Origin of the sequence: Pseudomonas sp. KD5 (assembly GCF_012932895.1) — a bacterium.
Lineage (GTDB): Bacteria > Pseudomonadota > Gammaproteobacteria > Pseudomonadales > Pseudomonadaceae > Aquipseudomonas.
The window spans coordinates 18404-36711 of the sequence record NZ_JDWJ01000001.1 but is presented as its reverse complement, the minus strand read 5'-3'; the positions used below and the strand labels follow the sequence as shown (position 1 = coordinate 36711).

Sequence of the window (18308 nt, the reverse complement as noted above, 5' to 3'; positions counted from 1 at the left end):
GCCTGAGGAAAATGAGTCAAACTGATTGACCGAAATTACGATAGACCGAGCGGATACGTCAACATGCTTGACCTTAAAAACCCCACCACCCAGCAACAAGCCATGGAAGCGTTCTTCTTCGGCTATCAGGCCTTCACCGCCAAGGCTGATGAAATGCTCGAGCGTCGCGGCTTGAGCCGGGTGCATCAGCGCATCGTGTTTTTCATCGCGCGTTATCCGAACCTGAGCGTCAAGGAGTTACTGGCGCTGCTCGGCGTGACCAAGCAGGCGCTGAACATTCCGCTGCGGCAGTTGGTGGAAATGCATTTGGTGAACAGCGTCGCGTCCCAGACCGACAAGCGTAGGCGGCTGCTGGAACTGACTGTGGAAGGCGCGCGGTTCGAGCAGTCGTTACGGCGCGAGCAGGTGAAATTGCTCGAGCGAGTGTTTGCCGAGGCTGGGGAAACGGCGGTGAATGGGTGGTTGGCGGTGAATCTGGCATTGGGGGAAGTAACCAGAGTTGACCGGGACGACACCTGACTGTGGCGAGGGAGCTTGCTCCCGTTCGGCTGCGCAGCAGTCGCAAAGAACGATAACGCCGGTATGCCTGAAAAATTGCCACCGCCTGAGTCGGGCCGCTGCGCGCCCCAGCGGGAGCAAGCTCCCTCGCCACAAAAAGCTCGCTACACATCACATTTCATATCTATATGCCCCGCCTGCCATTTTTTTCGTCTACAAAATCAAAAACATTATTTGCTTTATTTGTATACAAAAGCATAATTCGCTTCGTGCGAGTTCCTGACCATCAGGTCAACAAATTCGCAAGTACCTCAAAGGGTCGCTGCCACCCTCATGGGTCCGGCCCTGGAAATAACAATAAAACTCTTGAGGAGTACTCGCTGTGGAAAGCCGCAAATCCGAAGCCTCGACGCTGGAACTCTCGCCGCCGTTACGCAATGGCTGGCTGGAGCGCATCTTCAAACTCAGCTTGCACGGCACCACGGTGAAGACCGAGCTGATCGCCGGTCTGACAACCTTCATCACCATGGCCTACATCATCTTCGTCAACCCCAACATCATGGCCGACGCCGGGATCGATCACGGTGCCGCGTTCGTGGCCACCTGCATCGCCGCCGCGCTGGGTTGCCTGTTGATGGGCCTGTACGCCAACTGGCCGGTGGGCCTGGCGCCGGGCATGGGGCTGAACGCGTTCTTCACCTACACCGTGGTCGGCACCATGGGCTACAACTGGGAAACCGCCCTCGGCGCGGTGTTCGTGTCCGGTGTGTTGTTCATGTTCCTGACCTTTTCCCGGATTCGTGAATGGCTGCTCAATAGCATTCCGGTGAGCCTGCGCTTTGCCATGGGTGCGGGTGTGGGCCTGTTTCTGGGGCTGATCGGCCTGAAAACCGCGGGTATCGTCGTCGATAGCCCGGCCACTCTGATCAAGCTCGGCTCCCTGCGCGAGCCCGGCCCGCTGCTGGCTGCCATCTGCTTCCTGATGATCGCCGTACTCAGCTACCACAAAGTGTTCGGCGCGATCCTCATCAGCATCATCACCGTGACCCTCGCCGGTTGGGGTCTGGGTCTGGTGCACTACGAGGGCATCATGTCTGCCCCGCCGAGCCTGGCACCGACCTGGATGGCGATGAACGTCGCCGGCGTGTTCAACGTCAGCATGATCAGTGTGGTGCTGGCCTTCCTCTTCGTGCACATGTTCGACACCGCCGGCACCTTGATGGGCGTCGCCCAGCGCGCCAACCTGGTGAACGCTGACGGCCGGATCGAAAACCTGTCCCGCGCCATGAAAGCCGACAGTGCCTCCAGTGTTTTCGGGGCGGTGGTGGGTGTTCCGCCGGTCACCAGTTACGTGGAAAGTGCCGCTGGCGTAGCGGCGGGTGGTCGGACTGGTCTTACCGCCGTGACCGTAGGTGTGCTATTTATTGCCGCAATGTTTTTCGCACCGCTGGCTGGCATGATCCCCGCTTATGCAACCGCCGGTGCGCTGATTTATGTAGCGATGCTGATGATGGGCGGCATGGCGCACATCGAATGGGACGAAGCGACCGACAGCATTCCGGCGATCGTCACCGCGATCATGATGCCCCTGACCTTCTCGGTCGCCGACGGCATCGCGCTGGGCTTCATCACTTACGTGGCGTTGAAGGCTGGCACCGGTAAGTACAAGGAAATTTCGGTGAGCCTGTGGGTGCTCTGCGCGATCTTCATCGCCAAGTTCATCTTCTTGTAAGAGTCACGCGGTACGCGTTTCAAACCAGCCTCACCCCGTCGGGTGGGGCTTTTGTGCATAGGGAGGAAAGTGATGAGTCTGGAAACCTGGCTGCTGTTCAGCGGCGCTGCGCTGGTGGTGATCCTGATACCGGGGCCACTGTCTTTGCTGATGATCAGCAACAGTCTGAATTACGGTTTGCGCCGTTCTTACCCGGCGTTTCTCGGAGGCGTGTTTGCCTCGATCTGCCTGCTCAGCGCTTCGGCGCTCGGCTTGGGCGCATTGCTGCTGGCGTCGGAACAGCTGTTCAGCGCTCTGAAAATCGTCGGCGCGCTGTATCTGTTCTACCTCGCCTGGCAGAGCTGGCAGCAATCACGCCAACCCTCCCAGGGCGCCGAAGTGCCCCAGGCTGCGCCGGTGCCACGCTTTCGTGCACTGTTCGGGCGCGCGTTCATGCTCGGCGCCAGCAACCCGAAAGACATTTTGTTCTTTGCCGCGTTCCTGCCGCAGTTTTTGAGTGCCGAACAACCGTTCCTGCCGCAGTTGCTGGTGATGATTGCCACCTGGACCGTGCTGGATCTGCTGTGCAAGCTGGCTTATGGGCTGGGGGCTCATGGCGCGGCGCGGTATCTGCGCAGTGGCAAGGGGCAGAGCTGGTTTAACCGGGTCAGTGCCGGGTTGTTCAGCGGGGCTGGTGCGGCTTCTCTGTTGAGCCGCTAAAGCGAAAAGCATCGCGAGCAGGCCCACATTGGAATGCATACACCTGTGGGAGCCTGCTCGCGATGGCGTCAGACCTGACATTCCTGGAGGCGAAAAAAAGCCCGCAGTGTGAGCGGGCGAAAGACCAAAGAAGCTATATGCGCAGTCGCTTCCAGGTTGAGGCAGCTGCTTGGGGGATCAGCTGCCGCGATACGTGGAATAGCTATATGGCGAAATCAGCAAAGGCACATGGTAGTGATCCTGTTCGGCAGAGATGCCGAACCGCAGCACCACCACGTCGAGGAACGCAGGCTCAGGCAGCTGAACGCCCCGGGCGCGGTAGTAATCGCCCGCATGAAATTGCAGCTGATAGACCCCGGTACGGTAGTCATCGCCTTGCAACAACGGCGCATCGACCCGGCCGTCGCTGTTGGTGAGCACCGTGGCGACCAGTTCCAGCTGCGAGCCTTCGACGCGGTACAGCTCGACCTTTATCGAACTGCCCGGGCAACCGTGTGCAGCGTCCAAAACGTGTGTAGTCAAACGTCCCATTGATTCTGCGCGCCTGCCTGCGTGGAGCAGTCAGACCTCGCGCCTCCCGAAGTCAGTTGAAAAGGAGACCGCACCGTTCCGGAGCACGAAAAGTTGCGGCGAGCGACTGATTAAGACATTTTTCAAAAAAATTGTACACAATAAAAACGACATTTTTACTGCCACCAACGGCATTCAGGGTTTGCAGGCGAATCTTGCGCCAAACCATAAGATCAGTGGACCTTCTATCAATTAGCTGACCAGTCAGGCAGGTTTCTTGCAGTACCCTCCAATGAGAGCAGTCAGTGAAAAATGCAAAAAATCAGGCTTACAAAGTTAATATAAAGTTGTATACAATCACTCCATCGCTGTGACGCCAGCCTGCCCTCTCATCGCCAGGCCGCCACACACACCCTGACTTTGAACAAGTCGACACGAACAAGAAGGAAGACTGCAGTGAGCGCTGACTACCCACGCGACCTGATCGGTTACGGCAGTAACCCTCCTCACCCACACTGGCCGGGCAATGCCCGCATCGCCCTGTCCTTCGTGCTCAACTACGAGGAAGGTGGCGAGCGCAATATCCTTCACGGCGATAAAGAGTCCGAAGCCTTCCTCTCGGAAATGGTCTCGGCGCAGCCGCTGCAAGGCGAGCGCAACATGAGCATGGAATCCCTTTACGAGTATGGCAGCCGTGCCGGCGTCTGGCGGATTCTGAAACTGTTCAAGGAATTCGACATCCCGCTGACCATCTTCGCCGTGGCCATGGCCGCCCAGCGTCACCCGGACGTGATCCGCGCGATGGTCGAGGCCGGCCACGAAATCTGCAGCCACGGCTATCGCTGGATCGACTACCAGTACATGGACGAAGCGCAAGAACGCGAGCACATGCTCGAAGCGATCCGCATCCTCACCGAAATCACCGGCGAGCGCCCGCTGGGCTGGTACACCGGCCGCACCGGCCCGAACACCCGTCGGCTGGTGATGGAAGAAGGCGGTTTCCTCTATGACTGCGACACCTACGACGACGACCTGCCCTACTGGGAACCGAACAACCCGACCGGCAAGCCACACCTGGTGATTCCATACACCCTGGACACCAACGACATGCGCTTCACCCAGGTCCAGGGCTTCAACAAGGGCGACGACTTCTTCGAATACCTGAAGGACGCGTTTGACGTTCTTTATGCCGAAGGCGCCGAGGCACCGAAGATGTTGTCGATCGGCCTGCACTGCCGGCTGATCGGCCGCCCGGCGCGCCTGGCCTCGCTCAAGCGCTTTATCGAATACGCTAAAAGTCATGAACAGGTGTGGTTCAGCCGCCGTGTCGACATCGCTCGCCACTGGCAGCAAACCCACCCGTACCAAGGGGCTGCCAAATGAGCACCTTTCAAACGCTGAAACCCTCGAGCCTGAGCCGCGACGCGTTTGTCGCCGCCTTCGCCGACATCTACGAACACTCGCCATGGGTGGCCGAGAAGGCCTTCGACCTGGGCCAGGACGCTTCGATCGACCAGATCGAAACCCTGCACCAGCGCATGAGCGACATCCTGTTGAGCGCCGATCACGCCAGCCAACTGGCCCTGATCAACGCTCACCCGGACCTGGCCGGCAAAGCCGCCGTCCAGGGCCAACTGACCGAAGCCAGCACCCATGAACAGGCCGGCGCCGGTATCCACCAATGCTCGAGCGATGAGTTCCAGCGCTTCACCGAGCTGAACGACGCCTACAAGGCCAAGTTCAAGTTTCCCTTCATCATGGCGGTAAAAGGCAGCAACCGGCATCAGATCCTCGCGGCGTTCGAAACGCGCATTCACAACTCGGTCGACACCGAATTCAAATGCGCGCTGGCGGAGATCAACAAAATCGCGTTGTTCCGATTACTGACCCTATAGCGACCTTGGCCCGAGCGAGTTCCCGAACGCAGAACGAGCCCAGGGCCCTGCAAGCATCCCAAGCCAACTTATTAAAGGCAGACAAGAAGAATGAAAGCTTACGCCGTACCTTTCGAGAAGTTCGTCAACCTGGCCGACGCCCGTCTGGGCACCAAAATCATCTCGGTCACCGATGACTGGTTCGCAGACGCCAACCGTCTGTTCCAGCCGACCCCGGCCGTGTGGAAGGAGGGCGTGTTCGATGACAACGGCAAGTGGATGGACGGCTGGGAGTCGCGCCGCAAGCGCTTCGAAGGCTACGACAGCGCGGTGATCCGCCTGGGCGTACCGGGTTCGATCAAAGGCGTGGACATCGACACTTCATTCTTCACCGGCAACTACCCGCCATCGGCCTCCCTGGAAGCCTGCTTCCTGGCCTCGGGCGAGCCGGACGAAAACACCCAGTGGACTGAAGTGCTGTCGGCCGTCGAGCTGCAGGGCAACAGCCACCACTACCACGAAATCAATAACGACCAGGCGTTCAGCCACCTGCGCTTCAACATCTATCCGGATGGTGGCGTGGCCCGTCTGCGCGTGTACGGCATTCCGTTCCGCGACTGGTCGGCCGTTGGCGACAACGAACAAGTCGACCTGGCTGCCGCCCTGAACGGCGGTCGCGCCCTCGCCTGCTCCGACGAACACTTCGGCCGCATGAGCAACATCCTCAACCCGGGCCGTGGCATCAACATGGGCGATGGCTGGGAAACCGCACGTCGTCGTACCCCGGGCAATGACTGGGTGATCGTCGCGCTGGGCCATGCCGGTGAAGTCGAGAAAGTCATCGTCGACACCCTGCACTTCAAGGGCAACTACCCGGACAGCTGCTCGATCCAGGGCGCATTCGTGAAGGGCGGCACCGACAGCCAGATCGAAACCCAATCGCTGTTCTGGCGCGAACTGCTGCCAAGCCAGAAGCTGGAAATGCACGCCGAACACACCTTCGCCGAGCAGATCAAGGCGCTGGGCCCGATCACCCACATCCGCCTGAACGTGTTCCCGGATGGTGGTGTGAGCCGCCTGCGCGTTTTGGGCAAGGTCGCGAAGTAATGCTGAGCCTGTAGGAGCCGGCTTGCTGGCGATAGCGCCCTCACTGACGCCATCGCCAGCAAGCCGGCTCCTACAAAAGCAGTACCCCAACACACTCGAGATTAAGAAGACCAGCATGCGCACATTGACGATTGAACCGCTGACCAAAGAAGCCTTCGCCCCTTTCGGTGACGTGATCGAAACCGACGGCAGCGATCACTTCATGATCAACAACGGTTCGACCATGCGCTTCCACAAACTGGCGACGGTGGAAACCGCCACGCCAGAGGACAAGGCGATCATCAGCATCTTCCGCGCCGACGCGCAGGACATGCCGTTGACCGTGCGCATGCTGGAGCGCCATCCGCTGGGCAGTCAGGCGTTCATTCCGCTGCTCGGCAACCCCTTTCTGATCGTGGTCGCGCCACTTGGCGATGCACCTGTATCAGGCTTGGTCCGCGCCTTCGTCACCAACGGCAGGCAGGGCATTAATTACCATCGCGGCGTCTGGCACCACCCGGTGCTGACGATCGAAAAGCGGGATGACTTCCTGGTGGTTGATCGCAGTGGCACAGGCAATAACTGCGATGAGCATTTTTTCCAAGAGGATGAGTGTTTGATCCTCGCCCCCCACCAATAAGAGAAGGTCTGATCACTCGACAACAAGGGTGACAGGCGAGAGGTAAAGACTGTGGAAGCACATCTGTTGGAATGGCTGAACCTGAGCGTGCGCTGGGTTCACATGATCACTGGCGTGGCCTGGATCGGCGCGTCGTTCTATTTCGTCTGGCTGGAAAACAACCTCAATCGGGTCAACCCGAAAAACGGGCTGGCGGGCGATTTGTGGGCGATCCATGGCGGCGGTATCTACCACCTGGAAAAATACAAACTGGCTCCACCGACCATGCCGGACAACCTGCACTGGTTCAAATGGGAAGCCTATTTCACTTGGCTGTCGGGGATCGCGCTGCTGTGCGTGGTGTTCTACTCCAACCCGACGCTGTACCTGCTGGCACCGGGCAGCACCCTGAGTGGTCCTGAAGGCGTGGCCATTGGCCTCGGCTCGTTATTCATCGGCTGGTTCATCTACTCCTTCCTCTGCGACTCGGCCCTGGGCAAACGCCCTGCCCTGCTCGGCTTTATTCTGTTCGTGCTGATCATCGGCGCCGCCTACGGCTTCAGCAAAGTGTTCAGCGGTCGTGGTGCGTACCTGCACGTCGGCGCGATCATCGGCACTATCATGGTCGGCAACGTGTTCCGCATCATCATGCCGGCCCAGCGCGCCCTGGTGGCGGCGATCGCCGAAAACCGCACGCCCGATCCGGCGCTGCCGGCCAAAGGTTTGCTGCGTTCGCGGCACAACAACTACTTCACCTTGCCGGTGCTGTTCATCATGATCAGCAACCACTTCCCGAGCACGTACGGCAGCCAGTACAACTGGCTGATCCTGGCCGGGATCGCGGTGCTGGCGGTGTTGGTGCGTCACTACTTCAACACCCGTCACGACAGCCACAAATTCGCCTGGACCCTGCCCGTTGCGGCGGTCGGCATGATTTGCCTGGCCTACGTGACCGGCCCGACGCCGATGTCCAGCGCACCTGAAGTGGCCAAGGCTCCTGGGACCATCGAGTACCAGCCGCTGCCGGAAACCGCCCTCGGCGGTGGTGCCAAACCTGAAGCGGCGAAACCTGATGCGCCTGCCGCTGCACCAGCCCAGGCCTCGAATCAGGGCCCGACGTTCGACAAGGTTCACAGCGTGATTCAGGAACGTTGCGCTGTCTGTCACTCGGCCAAGCCCACCAGCCCGCTGTTCAGTGCCGCACCGGCCGGCGTGATGTTCGATACGCCAGAACAGATCCGCCAGAACGCTGCCCGCATCCAGGCTCAAGCGGTCACCAGCCAGATCATGCCACTGGGCAACATCACCCAGATGACCCAGCAGGAACGTGACCTGATCGGCGCGTGGATTGTTCAGGGAGCTCCTACCAAGTAAGTAATAAGCCATTGTGGAGATAGGGTTTGTGTGGCGAGGGGGCTTGCCCCCGTTCGACCGCGAAGCGGTCGTAAAACCGGCGGATGCGGTCCTCTAGATAGAACGCGATTGCTGGGATTGGGGCTGCTTTGCAGCCCAACGGGGGCAAGCCCCCTCGCCACAGCAAGCTCCCTCGCCACAGGTCCCCCTGATACAAAAATCACAAGAATAAAAAAGATCCGAGGTGTTGCATGTCCGAGCTATCCGAAGCGCGCATCCCCGACGCACCCGCCATTCAACGTTTACCCCTTGTGCAACTGATTCTGGTCGGTCTGCAACACGTTCTGCTGATGTACGGCGGCGCCATTGCAGTGCCGCTGATCATCGGGCAGGCCGCCGGCCTGAACCGTGAAGAAATCGCCTTCCTGATCAACGCCGACCTGCTGGTGGCCGGCATCGCCACCATCGTCCAGTCGCTGGGCATCGGCCCGATGGGCATTCGCATGCCGGTGATGATGGGCGCCAGTTTCGCCGCGGTCGGCAGCATGGTGGCCATGGCCGGGATGCCCGGCATCGGCCTGCAAGGGATTTTCGGCGCGACCATCGCCGCCGGCTTCTTCGGCATGCTCATCGCGCCCTTCATGTCCAAAGTCGTACGCTTCTTCCCGCCGCTGGTGACCGGCACCGTCATCACCTCAATCGGTTTGTCGCTGTTCCCCGTCGCCGTGAACTGGGCCGGTGGCGGTGCTGGCGCGGTTCAATTCGGTTCGCCTGTTTATCTGGCCGTTGCCGCACTGGTGTTGGCCACCATTCTGTTGGTCCATCGCTTCATGCGCGGATTCTGGGTCAACATCTCGGTGCTGATCGGCATGTGCCTGGGTTACGCGATTTGCGGCGTGATCGGCATGGTCGACCTCAGCGGCATGGACCAGGCGCCGTGGCTGCAAATCGTCACCCCGCTGCATTTCGGCATGCCGAAATTCGAGCTCGCACCGATTCTGTCCATGTGCCTGGTGGTGGTAATCATCTTCGTCGAGTCCACCGGAATGTTCCTGGCGCTGGGCAAAATCACCGGCCAGGACGTCACGCCGCGGATGCTGCGTCGTGGCTTGCTGTGCGATGCCGGTGCTTCGTTTTTCGCCGGCTTCTTCAACACCTTCACCCACTCCTCATTCGCTCAGAACATCGGCCTGGTACAAATGACCGGCGTACGTTGCCGCTCGGTGACCATCGTCGCCGGTGGCTTACTGATCGTGCTGAGCCTGCTGCCGAAAGCCGCGTTCCTGGTGGCGTCGATTCCGCCGGCGGTCTTGGGCGGTGCGGCAATCGCGATGTTCGGCATGGTCGCCGCCACCGGGATCAAGATTCTTCAGGAAGCCGACATCGGTGACCGACGCAACCAGTTGCTGGTGGCGGTGAGCATCGGCATGGGGCTGATCCCGGTGGTGCGTCCGGAATTCTTCGCCCACCTGCCGATGTGGATGAGCCCGATCACCCACAGCGGCATCGCAATGGCCACGCTTAGCGCCCTGGCATTGAACCTGTTGTTCAACATTCTAGGCGGTCACGAACGCGCAGCCGTCAACGACTGCCACGCCCACACGCACTGACCCAGTACAAAGCACACACCCTGTGGCGAGTTCCCACAGGGGCGGCTGCCTGCACCTCAAACAATAAAAACAAGAGGGAGCAACAGATGATTCGTACCCAGACAAGTCTGTCGTTCAGCAATGCCCCACATCTGTCGCCGGTGCTCCGTTGCGGGGCACTTGAGACCTGGCCAAGGAGTCAGTATTCTCCGCGGCCGCCCGAATCCGGTCTAAAAAAAAGCCCGGATTTAATTCCTGACCAGAAAGCCAACTTACCCCGGCCCTGGGCAGTATCAAGGCATTCAAAAATAACGCTCGATCGACTGTTTTCGAACAGCCGAACGGGCGTCTTTTGGCTTTTTGAAAGCCTTGGCTCAGCTCTTGCTAACAGCACCAAAGCTGACCGTATGGATGATTTTTTACAGCAGCAAGAAAAGGCGCCACACCAGAGCGCCGACCTTAGAAAAATAACGTGGAACCACCTACTTTTTGGGAGCAACCGAATGAAACGTACGTGCACCAGCCTGATGCTCGCGGGATCCTTGCTGGCCGGGGGCCAGGCCATGGCCGGCGACTTGCTGCAATGGCAGAACAACAGCCTGACCTACCTCTATGGCAAGGACTTCCAGGTCAACCCGCGCATTCAGCAAACCGTCACTTTCGAGCACGCCGATGCATGGAAATACGGCGACAACTTCGTGTTCGTCGACAAGATTTTCTACAACGGCAAGGACGACCCCGGCGTCGGTTCGAACACCTACTACGGCGAAATCAGCCCACGCTTGTCGTTTGGCAAGATCTTCGACCAGAAACTGGAGTTCGGTCCGGTCAAGGACGTGCTGCTGGCCATGACGTACGAGTTCGGTGAAGGCGATACCGAGTCTTACCTGATCGGTCCTGGTTTCGACCTGGCGATTCCTGGCTTCGACTACTTCCAGCTGAACTTCTACCAGCGTCACACCGAAGGCAGCCGCCCGGGTGACAACGTCTGGCAGATCACCCCGGTCTGGTCCTACACCATTCCGGTGGGCGATTCGAACATCCTGATCGATGGTTTCATGGACTGGGTGGTCGACAACGACAAGAACAGCAAAGGCACCTACCACGCCAACCTGCACTTCAACCCGCAGATCAAATACGACTTGGGCAAAGCGCTGAACATTGGCGAGAAGCAGTTGTATGTGGGTGTCGAGTACGACTACTGGTCGGACAAGTACGGGATCAGGGACAGCCAGTACTTCAAGACCGATCAGAGCAACACGAGCTTCCTGGTGAAGTTCCACTTCTGATCGTAAAAGCTTCGCGGGCAAGGCTTGCCCGCGATTGCCACACCACAAACCTCAAGCCGGAACCGCAGGCTCCACCAACCCCAGAAACCGGCACAGCTCATCGCGCTTGGCCAACGCATCGCGCCGCCCCAGGTCAATCAATTCGCTGCAATACCCCGCCTCGAACAGCAGATAACTCAGCACCCCCGCCCCGCTGGTCTTGGTCGCCCCCGGCCCGCGTAAAAACAGGCGCAAGGCTGCCGGCAGTTCCTGGCGATGCCGCGCGGCAATTTCATCGATCGGCTGACTCGGTGAAATCACCAACACATCCACTGGCGCCGCTCCCAATGCACGACTCGAGATGCCGTCGGGCAGCAGATGGCTGAACTGGTTCAGACGCTGCAACAACTCGATGTCGCTTTCCAGGCTGTCAATGAACGTACTGTTGAGCAGGTGCCCACCGACTTGCGCCAGGGTCGGCTGCTGACCGGTGTAGGCACGTTGCAGCGGCTGTTGCGGATCGATCCCGCGCGGGTTGCCGCTGACGCCCACCACCAGCACGCGACTGGCGCCCAGGTGCAGGGCCGGGCTGATCGGTGCCGATTGACGCACCGCGCCATCGCCGAAATATTCTTCGCCGATTTTTACCGGTGCGAACAGCAATGGAATCGCGGAACTGGCGAGCAGATGGTCGACAGTCAGTTGGGTCGGCACGCCGATTCGCCGATGGCGCAACCAGGACTCGATGGTGCCGCCACCCTGATAAAACGTGACAGCCTGGCCGGACTCGTAGCCGAACGCTGTAACCGCTACGGCCCGCAATTGCTTTTGCGCAATCGCTTCGGCGATCCCGGGCATGTGCAGTTTGTGATTGAGCAAGCGGCGCAGCGGCGAACTGTTAAGCAGGGCCACCGGCACCGGCGAGCCAATGCCCATCAGGTTGTGACTGACAAAACGGGTGGCCTGATGAATCACCCCCGGCCAATCGCTGCGTAATACCAGATGGCTACGAAAACCTTGCCAGAAGGCCGTCAGACGCTCGATCGCGCCACGAAAATCCATCGCCCCACTGGCCAGGCTGACCGCGTTGATCGCACCGGCCGAGGTGCCGACGATCACCGGAAACGGATTCGTCGCCCCCATCGGCAGCAGCTCGGCAATCGCTGCCAGCACGCCTACTTGATAGGCCGCACGAGCCCCACCGCCGGAAAGAATCAACCCTGTAACCGGTTCAGCAGGACTCATTGCAACACTCCATGGTGCTTAAAGGGATCGGTGACTCAACCGCGTTTGGCGTACAGTTTCGGCTCGCCCGGTGGGCGGCTCTTGAAGCGCCGATGCGCCCAGAGATATTGCTCCGGACATTCGCGCAACGCACCTTCCACCCATTGGTTGATCCGAATGCAATCGGCCTCTTCCGTCTCGCCAGGAAAGCCTTCGAGCGGGGCATGAATCACCAGTCGATAACCGCTGCCGTCAGCCAGGCGCTCCTGGGTGAACGGCACCACCAGCGCCTTGCCCAAACGTGCGAATTTGCTGGTGGCGGTGACAGTTGCCGCCTGAATCCCGAACAGCGGCACGAAGATACTTTGCTTGGCGCCGTAGTCCTGATCCGGTGCGTACCAGATCGCTCTCCCTGCCCGCAGCAGTTTGAGCATGCCACGCACGTCGTCGCGCTCCACCGCCAGCGAGTCGAGGTTGTGCCGCTCGCGACCTTGGCGCTGGATGTAGTCGAACAGCGGATTCTTGTGCTCGCGGTACATGCCATCGATGGTGTGCTGCTGACCGAGCAACGCCGCGCCGATCTCCAGCGTGGTGAAGTGCACGGCCATCAGAATCACGCCCTTGCCGTCCGCCTGAGCCTGTTTCAAATGTTCCAGGCCTTCGACATGGGCCAATTTCGCCAGACGCTTGCGCGACCACCACCAGCTCATGGCCATCTCGAAGAAGGCGATGCCGGTGGACGCGAAGTTTTCCTTGAGCAGGCGTTTGCGCTCGGCAGCGGATTTTTCAGGGAAACACAGCTCAAGATTGCGCTTGGCAATGCGCCGTCGGTCGCCGGCCACTTGGTACATCAATGCGCCCAGGGCGCGACCGATCGCCAGTAACGCCGGATACGGCAACTGCACAATCAGCCACAACAGCCCCAGGCCACACCACAGCGGCCAGAAACGCGGAGAAAGAAATGCTGTTCGAAATCGCGGGCGTTCCATTAAAGGTTCCGGAAAGTTAATGGCCGCGCATTCTACATCGTTCGACCCGGCTTGCGGCCTGCGGGCGTTCTCGTTATAAGTCTCGGCACTTTTAGTGACAAGCCGTTGTATGCCGACCATGAGCCAAACCGAACCGCTAGACCAAGATCCCGTGTTCCAGTTGAAGGGCAGCATGCTGGCCATTACGGTGCTGGAACTGGCCCGTAACGACCTCGAGAACCTTGATCGGCAACTGGCCGCCAAGGTCGCCCAGGCGCCCAACTTCTTCAGTAATGCGCCACTGGTACTGGCCCTGGACAAACTCCCGGCCAGCGAAGGCTCGGTCGACCTGCCGGGATTGATGCGCATCTGCCGCCAGCATGGCCTGCGCACCCTGGCGATCCGCGCCAGCCGCATCGAAGACATCGCAGCGGCCATTGCGGTCGATCTGCCAGTGCTGCCGCCGTCCGGCGCACGGGAACGCCCGCTCGACCCGCTCGAAGGCGTCGTAGCGAAAAAACCGGAAAAACCACCGGAGCCGACCATCAAACCGACAAAAATCATCACGTCGCCAGTACGTGGTGGCCAGCAGATTTATGCCCAGGGCAGCGATCTGGTGGTGATTTCGTCGGTCAGCCCGGGGGCGGAACTTCTCGCCGACGGCAACATCCATGTATACGGCGCGATGCGCGGTCGTGTGTTGGCCGGCGTCAAAGGTGATACGAAAGCCAGGATTTTCTGTCAGCAAATGACCGCTGAACTGGTCTCCATCGCCGGTCACTACAAGGTTTCCGAGGACCTGCGCCGCGATCCATTGTGGGGCGCCGGAGTACAAGTCAGCCTGTCGGGTGACGTGTTGAACATCATTCGGCTTTAACGGATACTGCCGCATTTTCCAAGCATCTCTAAAACGTAGCGAAAACGGCTCAAACGAAGTAGGAAAAAGGCTAAAAGCAGTGTTTACCGGGGGTAGATACCGCTCAAAGCCGGATTCCAGCCAAGGCTGTCCGACTGCAGTAGTTTTTCAAGAGATGTTTTTCAGGGGCTAAACGTCCTTTTTCCTTAGGGGTAAAACACCTTGGCCAAGATTCTCGTGGTTACATCCGGCAAGGGTGGTGTGGGTAAGACCACCACCAGCGCCGCTATCGGTACCGGCCTCGCTCTGCGTGGTCACAAAACAGTTATCGTCGACTTCGACGTCGGCTTGCGTAACCTCGACCTGATCATGGGTTGCGAGCGCCGCGTGGTGTATGACTTCGTCAACGTGGTGAACGGCGAAGCCAACCTGCAACAGGCCCTGATCAAAGACAAGCGCCTGGAAAACCTCTACGTGCTGGCCGCCAGTCAGACTCGCGACAAAGACGCGCTGACCCAGGAAGGCGTAGAAAAAGTCCTGATGCAGTTGAAAGAAGATTTCGAATTCGTGGTCTGCGACTCCCCGGCCGGCATCGAGAAAGGTGCCCACCTGGCCATGTACTTCGCTGACGAAGCGATCGTCGTGACCAACCCGGAAGTCTCCTCCGTACGTGACTCGGACCGCATGCTGGGCCTGTTGGCCAGCAAGTCCCGTCGCGCCGAAAACGGCGAAGACCCGATCAAGGAACACCTGTTGCTGACCCGCTACAACCCTACGCGCGTCGTCAACGGCGAAATGCTCGGCGTCGAAGACGTCAAGGAAATCCTCGCGGTGACCCTGCTGGGCGTGATTCCAGAATCGCAAGCCGTCCTCAAGGCCTCCAACCAGGGCGTGCCGGTGATTCTCGACGACCAGAGCGACGCCGGCCAGGCGTACAGCGATGCTGTCGATCGTCTGTTGGGCAAGACCGTGGACCATCGTTTCCTCGATGTCGAGAAGAAGGGATTCTTCGAGCGACTTTTTGGAGGTAGGTAATGAACCTTTTTGACTTCTTTCGTGCCAACAAAAAGCCCAGTACCGCCTCGGTAGCGAAAGAGCGTCTACAGATCATCGTGGCGCATGAACGCGGCCAACGCAGTACGCCGGACTACTTGCCAGCCTTGCAGAAGGAACTGGTGGAAGTGATCCGCAAGTACGTCAATATCGGGTCCGATGACGTGCACGTCGCTCTGGAAAACCAGGGCAGCTGCTCGATTCTGGAACTCAATATCACCCTGCCAGATCGCTGAGTCGATCCGGCGGGAGCCACGGCGGCGCAGGGCCCTTCCATGACTGGAGGGGGCCTGAGTCGCCGTTGGCGTTTGTTACGAGGCTGTTTTAATGCCGTTGTCCAACATCCGCATCATCCATCAGGACGCCGCCGTACTGGTGGTGGACAAACCGACCCTGTTGCTCTCCGTCCCCGGACGGGCCGATGACAACAAGGACTGCCTGATTACGCGCCTGCAAGAAAACGGCTACCCGGAAGCGCGAATTGTCCATCGGCTGGACTGGGAAACCTCCGGCATCATTCTGTTGGCCCGTGACCCGGACACTCATCGCGAGCTGTCTCGGCAATTTCACGACCGCGAAACCGAAAAGGCCTACACCGCCCTGTGCTGGGGACAACCGGAACTGGACAGTGGCAGCATCGACTTGCCCCTGCGCTACGATCCGCCGACCAAGCCACGTCACGTGGTGGACCACGAATTCGGCAAGCACGCCCTGACCTTCTGGCGCGTACTGGAGCGTTGTGGCGACTGGTGCCGCGTCGAGTTGACGCCGATCACCGGCCGCTCCCACCAGTTGCGCGTGCATATGCTCTCCATCGGCCACCCGTTGCTGGGTGACGGTCTCTACGCCCATGAACAAGCCCTGGCCGCCTGGCCACGCCTGTGCCTGCACGCGAGCATGCTGAGCTTCACCCATCCGCAAAGCGGCGAACGCCTGCGCTTTGAGTGCCCGGCACCGTTCTAACGGCGGTGCCCAGGCTTCAGTGTCGAGGGAGCCGTTGTGGCGAGGGGGCTTGCCCCCGTTGGAGTGCGAAGCGCTCCCTAGCCCGGCGACCGTATTCTATCGGGCACACCGTGCAAACAGGATTTACGACTGCTTCGCAGCCGAACGGGGGCAAGCCCCCTCGCCACAACAGCCGTTCTTCACCCGCCGCACTTTGCGCTTTCAATACGTTAAACTGGCGCCACTGCTGTCTGGAGCTTCTTATGCGCGAAGAGTTGAACCAAGGCCTGATCGACTTCCTCAAGGCCTCCCCTACCCCGTTCCATGCCACCGCCAGCCTTGTCCAGCGCCTGGAAGCGGCCGGTTTTGTGCGCCTCGACGAGCGCGAGCCGTGGGCCACCGAAGCCAATGGCCGTTACTACGTCACCCGTAACGACTCCTCGATCGTCGCGTTCAAAATGGGCCGTCATTCGCCCCTGCACGGCGGCATTCGCCTGGTCGGCGCGCACACCGACAGCCCGTGCCTGCGGGTCAAACCCCAGCCGGAACTGCAACGCCAGGGCTTCTGGCAACTGGGCGTCGAAGTCTATGGCGGTGCACTGTTGGCGCCGTGGTTCGACCGTGATCTGTCCCTGGCCGGCCGCGTGACCTTCCGCCGCGATGGCAAGGTCGAGAGCCAGTTGATCGACTTCAAGGCCCCCGTTGCAATCATTCCGAACCTGGCCATTCACCTCAACCGTGAAGCCAACATGGGCTGGGCGATCAATGCCCAGACCGAACTGCCGCCGATTCTCGCGCAATTCGCCGGTGACGAACGCGTGGACTTCCGCGCCGTGCTCACCGATCAACTGGCCCGCGAACATGGCCTGAATGCCGACGTGGTGCTCGATTACGAGCTGAGTTTCTACGACACCCAAAGCGCCGCGGTCATCGGCCTGCATGGCGATTTCATCGCGGGCGCTCGCCTGGACAACCTGTTGTCGTGCTACGCCGGCCTGCAGGCGTTGCTGACAACCGAGACCGACGAAACCTGCGTGCTGGTCTGCAACGATCACGAAGAAGTCGGTTCCTGCTCGGCCTGTGGCGCCGACGGTCCGATGCTTGAGCAAACCCTGCGTCGCTTGTTGCCCGAAGGGGATGAATTCGTACGGACCATTCAGAAATCCCTGCTGGTCTCGGCCGACAACGCCCACGGCGTGCACCCGAACTACGCCGACAAGCACGACGCCAACCACGGCCCGAAACTCAACGCCGGCCCGGTAATCAAGGTCAACAGCAACCAGCGCTACGCCACCAACAGCGAAACCGCCGGGTTCTTCCGTCATTTGTGCATGGCCGAAGAAGTACCGGTGCAGAGCTTCGTGGTGCGCAGCGACATGGGCTGTGGCTCGACCATCGGCCCGATCACCGCCAGCCACCTGGGCGTGCGCACCGTGGACATCGGCCTGCCGACGTTCGCCATGCACTCGATCCGCGAGCTGTGCGGCAGCCATGACCTGGCGCACCTGGTCAAAGTGCTGAGCGCGTTTTACGCCTGCCACGAGTTGCCATAACCCTGTCCCTGTGGCGAGGGGGCTTGCCCCCGTTGGGCTGCAAAGCAGCCCCAAAACCTGCCATTGCGTTCTGTCTGGCACAGCGCATGAGCAGGCACTGCGACCGCTTCGCGGTCGAACGGGGGCAAGCCCCCTCGCCACAGGAAGCTCGTTGCTCAAGCAACAGTCATACCCCGTCCCTGCCACACATCACCAACGCCCGCCCGAAAGCCGCCTAGACTTGCAGTAACCCCTCCGACAAGGCTGTCACCATGATCTCGATGTCTTCGTTTCACGCCATGCTGGTTCCGATTCTATCCGGGATGATCATGCTGGCCGTCGGCTTCAACTTTCGCGACAAGAACGTCGGTGTGTTCGTGATGTGGGTCGGCATGTTGATGATCCTCGCTACCGTGATCTACAAGATCCTCGCCAAGCTCAACGAATAAACCCTTTCACCTGGCTCGCATTGATTTTGATGGGCTCGTACACTCGGCCGATCCGC

Annotated in this window: 19 protein-coding genes; 16 read left to right on the top strand and 3 right to left on the bottom strand. The window is 59.9% G+C overall.

Annotated features, from left to right (window positions below):
• Positions 1 to 63: 63 nt before the first annotated feature.
• From AF70_RS00185 to AF70_RS00175, 3 genes are all read left to right on the top strand, one after another.
• On the top strand, positions 64 to 519 hold the full coding sequence (locus tag AF70_RS00185) for a MarR family winged helix-turn-helix transcriptional regulator (RefSeq protein ID WP_028941055.1): 456 nt from the start codon (positions 64 to 66) through the stop codon (positions 517 to 519).
• 361 nt (positions 520 to 880) lie between these two features.
• Positions 881 to 2230: an NCS2 family permease gene (locus AF70_RS00180; protein WP_007940825.1), complete on the top strand. Its 1350-nt coding sequence runs from the start codon at positions 881 to 883 to the stop codon at positions 2228 to 2230.
• Positions 2231 to 2302: 72 nt separating this feature from the next.
• Positions 2303 to 2929, top strand: coding sequence for a LysE family translocator (locus AF70_RS00175; protein ID WP_019579700.1), 627 nt, complete (start codon positions 2303 to 2305; stop codon positions 2927 to 2929).
• 177 nt (positions 2930 to 3106) lie between these two features.
• On the opposite strand, the gene uraH is transcribed toward AF70_RS00175, so the two are convergent.
• A complete protein-coding gene (uraH, locus tag AF70_RS00170; RefSeq protein ID WP_028941054.1) occupies positions 3107 to 3460 on the bottom strand; it encodes a hydroxyisourate hydrolase in 354 nt (117 codons plus the stop codon).
• A gap of 435 nt (positions 3461 to 3895) precedes the next feature.
• Between uraH and puuE the strand changes: the two genes are divergently transcribed.
• The 7 genes from puuE to AF70_RS00135 all read left to right on the top strand — a co-directional run bounded on the left by puuE (position 3896) and on the right by AF70_RS00135 (position 11249).
• Positions 3896 to 4822 carry an allantoinase PuuE gene (gene puuE, locus AF70_RS00165; RefSeq protein WP_007940832.1) on the top strand — a complete coding sequence of 309 codons (927 nt, stop codon included), beginning with the start codon at positions 3896 to 3898 and terminating at the stop codon, positions 4820 to 4822.
• Entirely contained in the window at positions 4819 to 5334 is a 516-nt protein-coding gene (uraD, locus tag AF70_RS00160; protein WP_028941053.1) for a 2-oxo-4-hydroxy-4-carboxy-5-ureidoimidazoline decarboxylase, read from the top strand. Before puuE ends, uraD begins: the two co-directional genes overlap by 4 nt.
• Positions 5335 to 5424: 90 nt before the next feature.
• Positions 5425 to 6420, top strand: a complete 996-nt coding sequence (alc, locus tag AF70_RS00155) for an allantoicase (protein WP_007940834.1) — start codon at positions 5425 to 5427, stop codon at positions 6418 to 6420.
• 115 nt (positions 6421 to 6535) lie between these two features.
• Positions 6536 to 7039: an ureidoglycolate lyase gene (locus AF70_RS00150; protein ID WP_018925187.1), complete on the top strand. Its 504-nt coding sequence runs from the start codon at positions 6536 to 6538 to the stop codon at positions 7037 to 7039.
• Positions 7040 to 7090: 51 nt separating this feature from the next.
• The gene (locus AF70_RS00145; RefSeq protein WP_019579697.1) at positions 7091 to 8392 is read left to right on the top strand and encodes a urate hydroxylase PuuD; all 1302 of its coding nucleotides are present in this window, start codon (positions 7091 to 7093) and stop codon (positions 8390 to 8392) included.
• 230 nt (positions 8393 to 8622) lie between these two features.
• The gene (locus AF70_RS00140) at positions 8623 to 9981 is read left to right on the top strand and encodes a nucleobase:cation symporter-2 family protein (protein ID WP_028941052.1); all 1359 of its coding nucleotides are present in this window, start codon (positions 8623 to 8625) and stop codon (positions 9979 to 9981) included.
• Between the two features lie 482 nt (positions 9982 to 10463).
• Positions 10464 to 11249, top strand: coding sequence for an outer membrane protein OmpK (locus tag AF70_RS00135; RefSeq protein WP_028941051.1), 786 nt, complete (start codon positions 10464 to 10466; stop codon positions 11247 to 11249).
• 51 nt (positions 11250 to 11300) lie between these two features.
• Here AF70_RS00135 and AF70_RS00130 read toward each other — a convergent pair whose 3' ends face one another.
• On the bottom strand, positions 11301 to 12473 hold the full coding sequence (locus tag AF70_RS00130) for a patatin-like phospholipase family protein (RefSeq protein WP_019579694.1): 1173 nt from the start codon (positions 12471 to 12473) through the stop codon (positions 11301 to 11303).
• Positions 12474 to 12508: 35 nt separating this feature from the next.
• Entirely contained in the window at positions 12509 to 13441 is a 933-nt protein-coding gene (locus AF70_RS00125) for a lipid A biosynthesis lauroyl acyltransferase (RefSeq protein ID WP_019579693.1), read from the bottom strand.
• A 118-nt stretch (positions 13442 to 13559) separates the two neighbouring features.
• Between AF70_RS00125 and minC the strand changes: the two genes are divergently transcribed.
• The 6 genes from minC to AF70_RS00095 all read left to right on the top strand — a co-directional run bounded on the left by minC (position 13560) and on the right by AF70_RS00095 (position 18252).
• Positions 13560 to 14297 (top strand): septum site-determining protein MinC, encoded by a 738-nt coding sequence (gene minC / locus AF70_RS00120; RefSeq protein ID WP_026331736.1) that lies wholly within the window; start codon positions 13560 to 13562, stop codon positions 14295 to 14297.
• A gap of 201 nt (positions 14298 to 14498) precedes the next feature.
• Positions 14499 to 15311, top strand: a complete 813-nt coding sequence (gene minD / locus AF70_RS00115; protein WP_007940844.1) for a septum site-determining protein MinD — start codon at positions 14499 to 14501, stop codon at positions 15309 to 15311.
• On the top strand, positions 15311 to 15565 hold the full coding sequence (gene minE, locus AF70_RS00110; protein ID WP_007940845.1) for a cell division topological specificity factor MinE: 255 nt from the start codon (positions 15311 to 15313) through the stop codon (positions 15563 to 15565). Before minD ends, minE begins: the two co-directional genes overlap by 1 nt.
• Positions 15566 to 15656: 91 nt before the next feature.
• Positions 15657 to 16292: an RluA family pseudouridine synthase gene (locus AF70_RS00105; RefSeq protein WP_028941050.1), complete on the top strand. Its 636-nt coding sequence runs from the start codon at positions 15657 to 15659 to the stop codon at positions 16290 to 16292.
• A 242-nt stretch (positions 16293 to 16534) separates the two neighbouring features.
• Positions 16535 to 17824 (top strand): M18 family aminopeptidase, encoded by a 1290-nt coding sequence (locus AF70_RS00100; protein ID WP_019579692.1) that lies wholly within the window; start codon positions 16535 to 16537, stop codon positions 17822 to 17824.
• Positions 17825 to 18075: 251 nt separating this feature from the next.
• Positions 18076 to 18252, top strand: coding sequence for a hypothetical protein (locus tag AF70_RS00095; protein ID WP_169342450.1), 177 nt, complete (start codon positions 18076 to 18078; stop codon positions 18250 to 18252).
• Positions 18253 to 18308 lie beyond the last annotated feature (56 nt).

Bases quoted from the DNA above. Each gene is read 5' to 3' on its own strand.
- AF70_RS00185 (WP_028941055.1), top strand. From the start codon at position 64: ATGCTTGACCTTAAAAACCCCACCACCCAGCAACAAGCCATGGAAGCG.
- AF70_RS00175 (WP_019579700.1), top strand. From the start codon at position 2,303: ATGAGTCTGGAAACCTGGCTGCTGTTCAGCGGCGCTGCGCTGGTGGTG.
- uraH (WP_028941054.1), bottom strand. From the start codon at position 3,460: ATGGGACGTTTGACTACACACGTTTTGGACGCTGCACACGGTTGCCCG.
- uraD (WP_028941053.1), top strand. From the start codon at position 4,819: ATGAGCACCTTTCAAACGCTGAAACCCTCGAGCCTGAGCCGCGACGCG.
- alc (WP_007940834.1), top strand. From the start codon at position 5,425: ATGAAAGCTTACGCCGTACCTTTCGAGAAGTTCGTCAACCTGGCCGAC.
- AF70_RS00150 (WP_018925187.1), top strand. From the start codon at position 6,536: ATGCGCACATTGACGATTGAACCGCTGACCAAAGAAGCCTTCGCCCCT.
- AF70_RS00140 (WP_028941052.1), top strand. From the start codon at position 8,623: ATGTCCGAGCTATCCGAAGCGCGCATCCCCGACGCACCCGCCATTCAA.
- AF70_RS00135 (WP_028941051.1), top strand. From the start codon at position 10,464: ATGAAACGTACGTGCACCAGCCTGATGCTCGCGGGATCCTTGCTGGCC.
- AF70_RS00130 (WP_019579694.1), bottom strand. From the start codon at position 12,473: ATGAGTCCTGCTGAACCGGTTACAGGGTTGATTCTTTCCGGCGGTGGG.
- AF70_RS00125 (WP_019579693.1), bottom strand. From the start codon at position 13,441: ATGGAACGCCCGCGATTTCGAACAGCATTTCTTTCTCCGCGTTTCTGG.
- minC (WP_026331736.1), top strand. From the start codon at position 13,560: ATGAGCCAAACCGAACCGCTAGACCAAGATCCCGTGTTCCAGTTGAAG.
- minE (WP_007940845.1), top strand. From the start codon at position 15,311: ATGAACCTTTTTGACTTCTTTCGTGCCAACAAAAAGCCCAGTACCGCC.
- AF70_RS00105 (WP_028941050.1), top strand. From the start codon at position 15,657: ATGCCGTTGTCCAACATCCGCATCATCCATCAGGACGCCGCCGTACTG.
- AF70_RS00100 (WP_019579692.1), top strand. From the start codon at position 16,535: ATGCGCGAAGAGTTGAACCAAGGCCTGATCGACTTCCTCAAGGCCTCC.
- AF70_RS00095 (WP_169342450.1), top strand. From the start codon at position 18,076: ATGATCTCGATGTCTTCGTTTCACGCCATGCTGGTTCCGATTCTATCC.